Below are 12381 nucleotides of genomic sequence, written 5' to 3' on the forward strand. Positions count from 1 at the left end.
AGCCTGCCCTGCCCCGTGTCGAAGACACGAAGCGCTGCATCGTCGCGAAGCAGGATCGTCGGGGCGGCGCCCATCAGAGGAGCCTTCGCAGAAAGGCGGCGACATCGGGGGCTTCGTCGGCGGACAGGCCGTGGGTGACAAGCGGTCCGTCGAAGCCCGCTGCCTTTAGCCGTGCAACAAAATCCGGAAAATCGACAATGCCTTGTCCTGATGTGGCAAAGCGACCGTCACCATGACGGTCCTTGGCATGCGCCATGGCGATGTGGCCGGCGGCCTCGTCGATCGCGGCGGCAACGATAGCGCGCGCCTCGCCGGGCGTGGCGTGTTCGAACAGGTTTGCCGGATCGAGCACGATCTTCAGATGCTTCGATCCCATCTCGGCGATCAGCCGGGTCGCATCCCTGGCCGAGGTGACGATGTTGGCCTGCTCAGGCTCGATGCCGAGATCGACACCGGCACCTTCGGCCAGCGCCAGCGCCTTCGCCATCTCGGCGGCCATGTCGGACCAGGCGGCCGGATCGGCATTGTCGGGATGATAGGCCCACTGATCGGCGGCGTTGCGCGAGCCGGTGCAGAGCGTGACCAGCGGGATGCCGAGGGCAGCAGCAGCCTCGATGACAACGGCGAGGCGCCTGAGGCCGTCGTCGCGCACGGCTTTGTCGGGATGCGCCATGTTGTAGGTGCCCGACAGTGCTGCGAGTGAAACGCCGTTCGACTGCGCGGCGGCACGGACGGAGGCGATGGCGTCCGCCGGCACAGCATCCGGCATCGACGGCAGGCCGGCACAGGCCAGATTGAACTGCGTCGTCTCATAGCCAGCTTGCCGCACCGCAGCCAGCACGGCTGCCGGATCGGTGCCGGCAAAGGTCTTGGCGAAAATGCCGAGACGCATCACACCGCCCCCGACACCGAGGCGAGTTCGACTCGCTCGCCTGATACCACCGAACGCGCGATGGCGACCATGGCGCGGATCGAGGCGATGCCGTCCTCGACATTGGCGCCACGCATCGGCGTGCCGTTCAGCACCGTGTCGGCAAGACCTTCCAACTGGCGGCGGAAGAAATGGCCATCGGCGCCGAGCGGCTTGTGGGCCGTGGCGGTCTTCTCGTGAAATATCTCCACCTCGCTGGCGCGGAAGTACCAAGGGTTGAATGTCCTGGCGATAACGGAGCCGTTCTCGCCATAGAGCTGAAAACCTTCGTGCCAGTCCATGCGCACGGCAACCGTCAGGTCGAGATGGCCGAGCGCGCCGCTGGCGAACTCGGTTTCGACGAACCAGCAATAGGCGCCGAATTTCTCATTGAGGCGGGCGCGCACGGCGACGATATCGCCGCACAGGAAACGCGCCGTGTCGACGAGATGCGAGCCATGGGCCAGCATGAAGTATTGCCTGAGATCGGCCTTGGGATTTCCGGCTGGCTTCCTGGCTAGCCTGCTGGTGACGGGCAGCGGCTGCACGGCATCGGTGTTGGTGTAGCGATGGGTGGAATCGCAGTACCAGGCCTTCAGCGCCAGCACTTCGCCGATCTCGTCGCGAACGAAGTTGCGCGCGGTCTCCAGTGCCGGATCGAAGCGCTTCATGTGCCCGACCTGCAGGATCTTGCCCGAGCGCCTGACCGCTTCGGCCAGCGCCTCGCCTTCCTCAACCGAGGTGCCGATCGGCTTTTCACAGAGAACATGCTTGCCGGCGTTGAGCGCCCTGATCGACATCGGCACGTGATAGGCGTCCGACGTGGCGACGATCACCGCTTCCAGCTCAGGATCAGCGAGCATTGCCTCATAGTCGGAATACATCTTCTGCGGCTCATAGGTCGCGCCCATGCGGGCAAGCATATCGGGTGCCGCATCGCAGATGGCGTAAAGGTCGGCATTGCCAGCTTTCACGCAGGATTCCAGATGCGCGAACTGCGCGATGGGGCCGCAGCCGAGCACGCCGACCCTGAGGCGTCTGTCCTGTTTCTTGATCATCGTCTCGTTCTTCAGGCGCCGTAGCTGCGCATAGTCTGGCGGTTGGTCTTGACCGCGCCGGCAGGATCGGCGGCGGCCGTTTCGGATTCTTCCTCCAGCACCAGCCAGCCGTTGAAGCGCGGTGCGGTGTTGGCGATCTCGATGACCGCAGGCGTGTCGCAGACGCCCTTGCCGAGCATGGCCCAGGTGCCGTTGGCATAGACGTCCTTGAGGTGGATGTAGCGGATGCGGTCGCGGTAGGTGCGCAGCGTATCGGACATGTCCTTGTGGCCGCGCAGGATATGGCCGGTATCCGGTACCCAGCCGACCAGGTCAGGGTCGAGCAAGGCAAAGATCGTGTCGTAGTCGGCGCGGTCGAACAGCAGCGTGTTGTGGTGGGAGCTAGGATGCAGGGCAACCTGGACGCCGGCCTTGCGTCCGAGTTCGCCGGCCTTGTTGTAGACCTCGGCGGCGATGGCGAACTTATCCTCGCGCGGGCCGTCGGACACCACCGTGGCCGAGCCCATCGATACCAGCGCATTCGGGAAGGCGGCGGCGAAATCGATCCAGCGCTTGGCGGTTTCGAGGTCGGCGCCGATCTCCTCCTTCAGCGTAAAACCACTGTTCGAGCCAAAGGCGAAGGAAACCAGCGTCAGCCCCGACGCCTTCAGCGCGGCGGCGAACTCCTCCGGCTTGTCGCCATAATGTCCGATCATGGTGTCGGTGATCTCGATGCCGGCATAGCCACCATCGGCGATCGCCTTCAGCAGATCGTCGGGGCCGCCGGTAAACCGGTCTCCCAGCATTTCCCAGGTGAAGGTCTGGCAGCCGACTTTGAGGTCTTTCACGTTCATCCTTTCATTCCTTGATATCGCCTATTGCTTGATGCCACCCTGAGTCGCCGTGGGATGGACATCCTACTTGACCGAGCCCGCGGTCATGCCGGCGAGGAAGTACCTCTGGGCAACGAGGTAGATGAGCAAGAGCGGTAGCGAGCCGAGCACGCTCATCGCCATCATCTGGTTCCATTCGAAGGCATGCTGCCCCATCAACAGCTGGATGCCGATCGGGACGGTGCGCATGGACGTCGATTTCGTCAGCGTCAGCGCAAAGAGAAATTCGTTCCAGCACAACAGGAAGGTGTAGACCGACGTCGCCACGATACCAGGCAGTGAAATCGGGACAATCACCCGCCAAAGCGCTGTCCAACTGGAGCCGCCATCGACAGCCACGGCTTCATCGAGATCGCGGGGCAAGGTGTTCAGATATCCCGTCATCAGCAGGATCGCGTAGGGCAGCGTAAACACCAGGTAAGTCAGGATCAGTGCGACGTAGGTATCGAAGATGCCGTATGAGACGACGAGCCCGAAGAAGGGGATCAAAAGTGTGATCGGCGGAATCGTCTGCGTGCTGATGATGATTGTGTTGAGGCTGCCCTTGCCGCGGAAGTTGAAGCGGCTGAACCCGTAGGCCGCCAGCAAGGCGATCAGCACCGTCAGCACAGTCACCGCTCCCGCCACGAAATAGCTGTTGAAGAAGAAGCGCAGCTTTACCGGGTCGCCAAGGATGGCTGCATACGCTTCCAGCGTGAAGGCCTTTGGCAGGATGGTTGGTGGCAGGGCAAAGATTTCGGTATTCGATTTGAACGAACTGCTCAGCATCCAGTAGATCGGGAATGCCGCGAAAAAGAGCCCCGCTGCAAGCGCTACATGGAGCGCGACGGTGATCAGCCTGTCTTTCGGCGTATGCCTTTTCCTCATGATGACTACCGAGCCTTCTGATAGCGAATATAGAACAGCGTCAGGCCGAGAGAGATCAACAAGATGACCACGGCGCTCGCCGAAGCCTGCGACAGGTTGTAGCTCGAAAACGCCAGCTTGTAGGTGTAGGTGCTGAGGACCTCGGTCGAGTAGATCGGGCCACCGCCCGTCGTTATCCAGATTAACGGGAAGACCTGCATGGTCCAGATGAAGTCGAGCAGCGAGATGCTGATGATGATCGGCATCAGCTGCGGAATGGTGATGAAGATCAGCTTCTGGTAGGCTTTCGCCCCGTCGATATCGGCAGCCTCGTAGAAATCCTTGGGAATGCCCTGCAAACCCGCGAGCAGGCTGACCATGAAGAGCGGATAGCCCGCCCAGATGTTGGCAAAGGTGACGGCGTGCAGCGCGGTCTCAGGCGAGGAAAACCATTCGACCTTGGAACCGATGATGCCGATTTGCATGAGAATGCTATTCACGACACCGTTCGGCTCGAGCAGCAGGCGCCAGATCACGGCGATAATCACCGCGGTGAACAGCCAAGGCAGTATATAGAGCACGCGCAGGATATTGCGCAGCGTCGGATTGATGCGGTCGCTGTTCAGCATGAGCGCGAAGGCCATGCCGATGGTCATGTGGAAAATGACACTCATGCATGTGAAGTAGAGCGTGTGCCACAGCGAAGCCCAGAACACGGGGTCGTCGAAGATCGCCTGGTAGTGTTTCAGTCCGGCAAAGGATGGGTCGCGACGCAGCACCGCGCTGTTCTGGAACGAGTAGCCAATCACCGTCACCATCGGCAGCAGCATCAGAAGCCCGATTATGAGCAGCGAGGGCGACAGATAGAGGTAGGGTGCGACCGCTCGTTTGAGCTTATGGTGGGAACGCTTTTGCCGGGTCATGTGCCAACCTTGGGATACGCCTTCAAGAGAAGGTAAGCTTCAAAAACAGGTCCACTCAAATTGCCGATCCGTTGTTGCCGGGTGGCCTGCCCGAAGTCAGGCCACCCGGTCGAAGATAGCAAACGGGAACAGGCCGATCAGAATTTCGCCATCCAGCCCTTCTGAGCGGCGGCGGCTGCTTGTTCCGGAGACTGCTCGCCGGCGAGCATCTTTTGGGCTTGCACGTCGAACTGGGTCATCAGGTCTTCTGCCACCGGCAGGCCCGTGAACTCATTGGCGAGATAACCGGTCTTGAAGATTTCAAAAGCCTTGCCGAAAGCCTTGTCCGAGGTCACGAAATCGGGCTTGGCGTTGACGTTGCCTGGGAAGGCGTTTGCAAGCGACACGAGCTTGGCGTTCACCTTTTCACTCATCACATATTGGACGAGTTTCCAGGCCTCTTCCTGATGTTTCGAGGCAGCAGAGATGCCGATGCCCCAGGAGGCATAGGGAAGGCCGCGCTTGCCGGTATAGTTTTCCACGACCGGGACCGGAATGAGGTCGAAGTTCAGCTTGGGATTGCGCTTGCGGATGAGGTTCACATGCGCGAGCGAGTCGATCATCATCCCGACGCGGTTGTTGACGAACTCCTCGACCTTTTCCTGCTCGGTCTTGGTGGCGATGCCGGGCGAGATGGTTCCGGCGTCGTTGAGAGATTTGACGAAGGTGAGCATATCCACCACCGGTTTGCCCTCAAGGTCCGGCTTGCCGTTCGCCATCATCGACTGACCCGAAGCCCAAACCCACGACATCATGTCGTTTTGAACGCCGGATGGCGTTTGCAGCGAGAGGGGCAGCACCCAGCCATACTGATTCTTGTCGGCGATCGTCATCTTCTTGGCGGCTTCGAGAAACTCCGCACGGGTCGACGGCAGCTTGGTCACGCCTGCCTGGGCAGCAAGGTCCAAATTCACGAAGACCGGATAGACGAAGGAAGCCACGGGAAACATCACCGCCTTGCCGTCCACCTTGACGATGTCCGCGACCTGGCTCTTGTCGAAACCGCTCGCATCCATCATCGGATTCATGTCGGCGAGTGCGCTCTGCGCATTCAGATTGTTCACCCAGGCACCGTCGAGACCGACGACGTCGCTGAGCGTTCCGGTTGCAGCACCAACCGAGATCTGGTCACGCGTGGTCGCGTAGGGGCCGCTGACCAGCGTCACTTTGATTCCGGGATTTGCGGCCTCGAAGTCATCCATGATTGCCCTGAGCGAGCCGGCCGGCAATTCGGGCTCCCACCATTGGGTGAATTCCAGCGTCGTATCCGCCATGGCGCCGGTTGCGCCGAGCAACCATGCGGCCGCGGCTATTTTCAGCATCGCGGGTTTAATACGAAACGTCATTCTCTCCTCCTTCTTTATATTCGCCCGCACAATGCGGCCGATCGTCTGGTTATTCAGAAGTCTTCTTACGCAGGCGCCTCACCCTCACCCGCGGGTCTTCGCTGATACTCAGATTGCCAGATGCGTCTCCGGGTCGAAGTAATGGAGCTTGGTATCATCCAGGGCCAACCTGATTTCCGAGCCGGAACGGACTGTGCTGGTCGGTTCGAATTTCGCCACCGCATTCGACGCCAGGCCGAAATCCTGCACCGCGTCAGGGTCGCCGGAGTCCACCCGGACCGCGTCGATGTCGAGATGGACGATTTGTTCGGATCCAAGTTCTTCGATCGAGGTCACCTTTGCCGGTATCGTCTGATACTTGCGGCCGGATTCGAGGCTGCTGTCATAGAGATCCTCCGGTCGTATGCCGAACACGACCTTGCGCCCCGCATACGACTTCAAGCCCGGCCTGCGCACGAAGGCTGCATCCTGCAGCCGGATGGCCAGGGCGCCGGACATCAGTTCGTCGCCCGTCAGGGTCGCCTCGAAAAGGTTCATCGAAGGAGACCCGATGAAGCCGGCAACGAAGGCGTTCACCGGCGATTCATAGAGTCTCTTGGGTGTGTCGACCTGCTGCAGCACGCCGCCTTTCAACACCGCGACCCTGTCGCCCATCGTCATGGCTTCGGTTTGGTCGTGGGTCACATATATGGTCGTTACGCCGAGCTGCTTTTGCAGACTGGTGATTTCGGCGCGCATTTGAACACGCAGTTTCGCATCCAGATTGGAAAGCGGTTCGTCCATGAGAAAGGCTGCCGGCTCGCGCACCATGGCGCGGCCCATGGCAACCCTTTGACGCTGCCCGCCTGAAAGGTTCGCGGGTTTGCTGTCCAGCAGAGACGTCAGTTGAAGGGTTTTGGCGATCTCGTCCACGCGCTTTTTGCGCTCGGCCTTCGGCTTGCCTGCCAGCCGCATCGAAAAGCCGATGTTTTCGAACACCGTCATATGCGGGTAGAGGGCGTAGCTCTGGAAGACCATCGCGATGTCGCGGTCCTTGGGCGGCATGTCGACGACGTCGACACCGCCGATCCGAAGGCTGCCGCTGGTGACGTCCTCCAATCCCGCGATCATCCGCAACGCGGTGGATTTGCCACAGCCGGACGGCCCGACGAGAATCAAGAACTCACCGTCCTTGACCGACAGGTTCAATTGGTCGATTGCGTGAAAATTGTTCCCGTATGTCTTGCAGATATTCTCAAGAACGACTTCTGCCATATTCCTCCCTCCACAAGTCTAAGCCACTGATTTTTATGATTGTCCTCGGCTTACGTTCACCTGCGAAATTTTTCCTCGGATAGCTAGGCTATGTTCCGGTATCGAGCCGCGCATATTTCAGTTCGACTGCCGACGGCGCGTTTGTCGATGCCAGGAGTTGCTTGACCTGGTCGTCGGTCGGAAGCGCCTCGCGCCCGCCCCGCCCCGTTATCGAAAGGGCCGCCGCCGCGGCCGCGAATGCGACCCGGCCTGCGGTGTCGATCCCGCGCGTCAATGCAAGGGCATAGGCGCCATGAAAGCAGTCACCGGCGCCGGTCGAGTCGACGACGGCAACCCGGTGCGGAGGCAGGTGCCAGAGCCCTGTCTCGTCGCGTCCGCGATAGAAGACGCCCCTGCCGCCATCCGTCAGAACCACGGCGGACCGCGACGGCAACCACAACGCATCGAGTATCTCGGCCGGCGACTGGCGGCCGGTGGCGGTCCGCGCGAAGCCGAGCGGAAGAATGAGATGGTCGCAGAGCCCGATCAGTCTCTCGGTGGCCGGGCCGTGGCTCCATTCGACATCGCCGAGGATCGCAAGGCCGAGATCGCGAGCCCGAGCCACGACATCCAGCGACCCGATCCCGTAACTGTCGACGATCAGGACTGTCGCGCGGCTGAGAACCTCGTCCGGAAAGTCCGGCGCGGTGCCCAGCATCGCTTCGTCGTCATACGCGATGAATCGCTCCCCATCCGAACCGACGGTGATCCGCGAGCGCACCGGGCGCGCGTGCGGGTGGCGCGGCGCGAACGCGGTTTCAACGCCGCTCGCAACGAGATCGCACAACACGGCGTCGTCGGCGGCACTGCCCAGCCATCCGACGAACCCGGCGCTTCCGCCGAGCCGCGCCACGGCGGCAAGTGCCGTCGCGACATTTCCCCCGAAAGCTCGGGCACTTTGCAGAACCTTCCCCTTGCCCGCCGACAACGGCTGATCGACATAGACGATGTCGTCGATCGCAATAGCTCCGAAGCCGAGGATTGAAGGGACGGTGGGCATCGTTCAGGCACCCGCCTTCGCCAGGGCGTCTTGCGCCGAAAGGCCGTCATGGATGACGCCCCGAAAGGCGATCGCTGCCTTTTCCGGATCGCCGTGCCCCCAGAGATTGCGGCCCACCACGGCACCGCGCGCGCCGGCACGGATGGCGTCCGCCGTCTGCTGAAGGGCGCCGAGCAGCGTGTCGGTCTTCGGACCGCCGGCGATAACAACCGGCACCGGGCAGGTCCGAACGGTCTCTCGAAAAGACTCGAAATCGCCCGTGTAACCGATCTTGATCACATCGACGCCGGACTCGTAGCCGATGCGTGCCGCATAGGCGATCTCGTCGGGGGTAAAGACGATTTTTGCCCCATCGGTGAAATCGCGAGGGTAGATATGCGCCACCACCGGCATGCCGTAACGGGCCGCCGCGTTCACCGAATCGGTCAGCCAGCGTATGTATTTGCCCTCGGTCGCGCCGCGCACCGGAATGGCCACGGCCAACGCATCGGCGCCAGCGCGCACCGCATCCTCAGGCGTTGCAATCAGTTCACTGATGCGATCATCCGGGGTGAAGCAGCCGGCCTGGATCACCAGGCAAGCCTTGCCCGCGTATTGCGGCCACAGATGGCGCGCGGTGCCGGGCTGGATGCTGACGTAGTCGGGTTTGCCTACCATGACGCGTGCAAGGGCGCCCGGCAGATCGGCAAGACCTCCTTTGCGCACGTCGCCATAGCCGACAAAGTGGTCGACCGCGCCGCCAAAAAGATTCCCCGATGGATGTGAGAAGAGGCGCGCCAGGCGCACCTTGGTTCCGAGGCTCATGAGTCCAAAATTCTCCAATCGATTGATTTCAAAATCCTGCACCCAGTGTTTGCGAAAGAAAAGACAAATGCAATCTTTCGAAAGCTTTCGAATTCGCATATTTTTGGTAGAGTGAACCGAGGCCAGGGTGATTGCTTGGCGGATGGAGGCAAGGACAGGGCAATGTTGTCAGAGCAGAGACGCCAATCGATCCTGGGTGAAGTGCAACGTAGCGGACAGGTCCGCATCAAGGACCTGTCAGACGATTTTGGCGTATCGGAAGTCACGGTGCGCTCCGACCTCGAGATACTGGACCGTAAGGGACTGCTGACCAAGACCCGCGGAGGCGCGGTGACCCGGACCACGGATTCGACCACGGCCGCGTTCGCCCGGCGGATGCAAACGAACCTCGATGCAAAGAAACGCATTGCCCGGGCAGCGGTAGAACTGTTCGAGGACAACCAATCGGTCATCTTCGACGGCGGCTCGACATTGATGCAGGTTGCCATGCTGTTACCGCCGCTCAGCAATGTCGTGGTCGCGGCCACGGCGATGAATATCGTGCAGCATCTGATGCATCGGCCCGGGCTCGACGTTCACATGATCGGCGGCCGGGTCTATCCAGACACGGTGAGCACACTGATCACCGATGCCGACACGGCTCTCGGCGGCTTGGTAGCGCATCAGGTCTTTGTTGGAGCGCATGCGATTGACTCGTCACTGGATGTGGTCGACGTGAACGAAGACATGGCGCGAACGAAGCGAAACCTCGTGCGCATGGCCCGGCGCGTTGTCCTCCTTGCGGATTCGAGCAAATGGGGCGTCAGCGGAACGTCCAAGGCCTTTTCGCTGTCGAGCGTCGATGTCGTGATCACCGACGATGGCCTGTCCGACCCGATACGCAGCCAGCTTGATAGGACCGGGGCCAAGGTGATCTATGCCTGACCCCGTCGCGGTCTTGGCCGCGGCGGAAATATCCGATGCGCGCATGAGCCACGGGATCCGCATCGGCGGCCGTTCTTTCGGTCATTTTCTCCTCCCAGGACTGGCAGCCTCCCGATATCGCACCAGCATTTTCGCATGTTGTATAAAAATTTTACGCGCGTCAATATTTAAAGTGTTGTATAGCCTTTTGCGAATGCGATCCGCCTAACGGCTGGGCGGATCCGGCAGGCCATGAGCGCATTGGGAGGCAGGATCGAAAATGCACGGGACATCAAAGACCAAACTCGGGATCGGCGTCATCGGATGCGGCAACATCTCGATGACTTACCTGCGCAACGCCGGGCTTTTTGGCGGGATCGAATTGCGCGCCTGTGCCGATATTTCGGCCGACATGGCGGCGGTGCGGGCGAAGGAATATGGCATCCAGGCACTCGGCGTCGATGCGCTGCTGGCCGACCCGGAGATCGATCTTGTCCTCAACCTGACCATTCCGGCGGCGCATTTCGATATTTCGTTTGCCGCGCTTTCGGCCGGCAAGCACGTCTTCACCGAAAAGCCGCTCGCCATCTCGGCCGCCGACGGACAACGCCTGGTCAACGAGGCGCGGTCGCGCGGCCTGCTGCTCGGCTCGGCGCCCGACACGTTCCTCGGTGCTGCCGGGCGCCGTGCGCGCCGGTTGATGGATGACGGCGCCATCGGCCGTCCGGTCACCGGCACCGCCTTCATGATGGGCCGCGGCATGGAGCACTGGCACCCCAACCCGCAATTCTACTACCAGCCAGGCGGTGGCCCCGTGTTCGACATGGGTCCGTACTATCTGACCATGCTGGTCAATCTGCTCGGCCCGGTCGAGCGCGTCATGGCAATGGCGACACGCGGCCAGGAAGAAAGGCTGATATCAGCCGATGGGCCATTCAAGAACACGACATTCAAGGTCGGCACGCCGACCAATGTGCTGTCGCTGCTCGAGTTCCGCTCCGGCGCGACCGTCACCTTCGGCGCCTCGTGGGACGTCTTTCGCCACTCCAACCATCCGATCGAACTGCACGGCACGGAGGGCTCGCTGCGCCTGCCCGACCCCGACACGTTCGGCGGCACGGTGTCGCTGTCGGAACGCGGCACCGACTGGCAGGATTTCGCCAGCGAGGGCGAACTCTACGGCGCCCGCAACTGGCCTTACGCGGCACCCGATCGCGCCAATTACCGTATGCTCGGCGTCGCCGATCTGGTGCGCTCGCTTCAAACCGGCAACACCCCACGGGCCTCCGGCAGCCTCGCGCTGCATGTACTGGAGATCATGGAGGCTATCCTGCGCTCCGGTGAAACACAGGGATCAGTCGCCATCGCGGGCGATGTCGTGCAGCCGGCCCTGCTGACCGAGGAAGAGGCGAGCAGCCTGCTGGCCTGAGGACATGATCATGACGCTCGATCCGGATGCGCTGCGCGTCCTCGAAATTGGTCGTGCAGCCGGCGGCGAGCCATTCGAGACCGGCAGCGTGGCGGCGGCGCGAACTGCCTACAACGCCTCGTTCCCGACGTTACAGGGTGAGCACGAGCCGGTCGCTGCGACCCAGGAACGGCAGATCGACGGGACGAATGGGCCTATAGCGCTCCGCATCCATCGCGGCATCGGCGCACCGCAAAGCGGGGCACCGGCGCTGCTCTACCTGCATGGCGGCGGCTGGGTCATCGGCAACCTCGATTCGCATGACGAGATCTGCCGCCTGATGGCCAATCTCGGCGGCGCCGTCATTGTCTGTCCCGATTATCGCCTGGCGCCAGAGCACAAATTTCCCGCCGGGCTCGAGGATTGCCTGGCGACACTGCGCTTCATAGCGGGGAATGCCGCCGGTCTCGGCATCGACATCAGACGCATCGGCGTTGCCGGCGACAGCGCCGGCGGCAATCTCGCCACGGTGCTGGCGCTGCTTGCCCGCGATGGGCTTGCGCCTCCGCTTGCGGCGCAACTCCTGATCTATCCCAACACCGACGCGCGGCGGGCATCGAATAGCTACCAGCGTTTCGGCGACGGCTTCGGGCTCACCGCAACCACCATGGCCTGGTTCCGCGACCACTATGTGCGAACGCCCGACGATATCACGGACTGGCGCGTCTCGCCCTTTCTGGCGCCTGCCCTCGCCGGCGCGGCGCCGACCTTTGTGGCGCTTGCCGGCTGCGACATCCTCGCCGACGAAGGGGCAGCCTATGCGGCGCGCCTGCAAGCCGCGGGCGTTCCGCTCATCCTGCGGCAATGGCCGGGCCAGATCCACGGCTTCGTCTCAATGGGACGCCATATTCCCGCTGCCCGGCAAGCGGTGGCCGAGGCGGTGACTGCCTGGCGCCAGTTCGAGAAAAGCTGACGCCGG

Annotated in this window: 12 protein-coding genes; 3 read left to right on the top strand and 9 right to left on the bottom strand. The window is 61.9% G+C overall.

Annotated features, from left to right (window positions below; all coding sequences use genetic code 11):
- Positions 1-73: 73 nt before the first annotated feature.
- The 9 genes from EN749_RS01955 to EN749_RS01995 form a co-directional block, all read right to left on the bottom strand.
- Entirely contained in the window at positions 74-892 is an 819-nt protein-coding gene (locus EN749_RS01955; protein WP_127319214.1) for a sugar phosphate isomerase/epimerase, read from the bottom strand.
- A complete protein-coding gene (locus EN749_RS01960) occupies positions 892-1968 on the bottom strand; it encodes a Gfo/Idh/MocA family oxidoreductase (protein ID WP_128362461.1) in 1077 nt (358 codons plus the stop codon). The genes EN749_RS01955 and EN749_RS01960 overlap by 1 nt, the downstream gene beginning before the upstream one ends.
- 11 nt (positions 1969-1979) lie before the next feature.
- Positions 1980-2801 (bottom strand): sugar phosphate isomerase/epimerase, encoded by an 822-nt coding sequence (locus EN749_RS01965; protein ID WP_128362462.1) that lies wholly within the window; start codon positions 2799-2801, stop codon positions 1980-1982.
- Positions 2802-2864: 63 nt separating this feature from the next.
- Complete coding sequence (locus EN749_RS01970; RefSeq protein WP_013532946.1) at positions 2865-3707, bottom strand: carbohydrate ABC transporter permease; 843 nt, start codon at positions 3705-3707, stop codon at positions 2865-2867.
- Between the two features lie 5 nt (positions 3708-3712).
- Positions 3713-4609, bottom strand: a complete 897-nt coding sequence (locus EN749_RS01975) for a sugar ABC transporter permease (RefSeq protein ID WP_023808791.1) — start codon at positions 4607-4609, stop codon at positions 3713-3715.
- 137 nt (positions 4610-4746) lie between these two features.
- Positions 4747-5994, bottom strand: a complete 1248-nt coding sequence (locus tag EN749_RS01980) for a sugar ABC transporter substrate-binding protein (RefSeq protein WP_127266568.1) — start codon at positions 5992-5994, stop codon at positions 4747-4749.
- Between the two features lie 108 nt (positions 5995-6102).
- Positions 6103-7248, bottom strand: coding sequence for an ABC transporter ATP-binding protein (locus EN749_RS01985; protein WP_128362463.1), 1146 nt, complete (start codon positions 7246-7248; stop codon positions 6103-6105).
- Positions 7249-7336: 88 nt separating this feature from the next.
- Positions 7337-8287, bottom strand: a complete 951-nt coding sequence (locus EN749_RS01990; protein WP_128362464.1) for a PfkB family carbohydrate kinase — start codon at positions 8285-8287, stop codon at positions 7337-7339.
- A 3-nt stretch (positions 8288-8290) separates the two neighbouring features.
- Positions 8291-9091 carry a class I fructose-bisphosphate aldolase gene (locus tag EN749_RS01995; protein WP_127255183.1) on the bottom strand — a complete coding sequence of 267 codons (801 nt, stop codon included), beginning with the start codon at positions 9089-9091 and terminating at the stop codon, positions 8291-8293.
- A 162-nt stretch (positions 9092-9253) separates the two neighbouring features.
- Between EN749_RS01995 and EN749_RS02000 the strand changes: the two genes are divergently transcribed.
- From EN749_RS02000 to EN749_RS02010, 3 genes are all read left to right on the top strand, one after another.
- The gene (locus tag EN749_RS02000) at positions 9254-10015 is read left to right on the top strand and encodes a DeoR/GlpR family DNA-binding transcription regulator (protein WP_127319228.1); all 762 of its coding nucleotides are present in this window, start codon (positions 9254-9256) and stop codon (positions 10013-10015) included.
- Positions 10016-10274: 259 nt separating this feature from the next.
- The gene (locus EN749_RS02005) at positions 10275-11423 is read left to right on the top strand and encodes a Gfo/Idh/MocA family oxidoreductase (RefSeq protein WP_128362465.1); all 1149 of its coding nucleotides are present in this window, start codon (positions 10275-10277) and stop codon (positions 11421-11423) included.
- A 10-nt stretch (positions 11424-11433) separates the two neighbouring features.
- Positions 11434-12375 (top strand): alpha/beta hydrolase, encoded by a 942-nt coding sequence (locus EN749_RS02010; RefSeq protein WP_128362466.1) that lies wholly within the window; start codon positions 11434-11436, stop codon positions 12373-12375.
- The last annotated feature ends 6 nt before the right edge of the window (positions 12376-12381 follow it).

Source organism: Mesorhizobium sp. M7A.F.Ca.ET.027.02.1.1 (assembly GCF_004022985.1).
Taxonomy (GTDB): Bacteria; Pseudomonadota; Alphaproteobacteria; order Rhizobiales; family Rhizobiaceae; genus Mesorhizobium.

Bases quoted from the DNA above. Each gene is read 5' to 3' on its own strand.
- EN749_RS01955 (WP_127319214.1), bottom strand. From the start codon at position 892: ATGCGTCTCGGCATTTTCGCCAAGACCTTTGCCGGCACCGATCCGGCA.
- EN749_RS01960 (WP_128362461.1), bottom strand. From the start codon at position 1,968: ATGATCAAGAAACAGGACAGACGCCTCAGGGTCGGCGTGCTCGGCTGC.
- EN749_RS01965 (WP_128362462.1), bottom strand. From the start codon at position 2,801: ATGAACGTGAAAGACCTCAAAGTCGGCTGCCAGACCTTCACCTGGGAA.
- EN749_RS01970 (WP_013532946.1), bottom strand. From the start codon at position 3,707: ATGAGGAAAAGGCATACGCCGAAAGACAGGCTGATCACCGTCGCGCTC.
- EN749_RS01975 (WP_023808791.1), bottom strand. From the start codon at position 4,609: ATGACCCGGCAAAAGCGTTCCCACCATAAGCTCAAACGAGCGGTCGCA.
- EN749_RS01980 (WP_127266568.1), bottom strand. From the start codon at position 5,994: ATGACGTTTCGTATTAAACCCGCGATGCTGAAAATAGCCGCGGCCGCA.
- EN749_RS01985 (WP_128362463.1), bottom strand. From the start codon at position 7,248: ATGGCAGAAGTCGTTCTTGAGAATATCTGCAAGACATACGGGAACAAT.
- EN749_RS01990 (WP_128362464.1), bottom strand. From the start codon at position 8,287: ATGCCCACCGTCCCTTCAATCCTCGGCTTCGGAGCTATTGCGATCGAC.
- EN749_RS01995 (WP_127255183.1), bottom strand. From the start codon at position 9,091: ATGAGCCTCGGAACCAAGGTGCGCCTGGCGCGCCTCTTCTCACATCCA.
- EN749_RS02000 (WP_127319228.1), top strand. From the start codon at position 9,254: ATGTTGTCAGAGCAGAGACGCCAATCGATCCTGGGTGAAGTGCAACGT.
- EN749_RS02005 (WP_128362465.1), top strand. From the start codon at position 10,275: ATGCACGGGACATCAAAGACCAAACTCGGGATCGGCGTCATCGGATGC.
- EN749_RS02010 (WP_128362466.1), top strand. From the start codon at position 11,434: ATGACGCTCGATCCGGATGCGCTGCGCGTCCTCGAAATTGGTCGTGCA.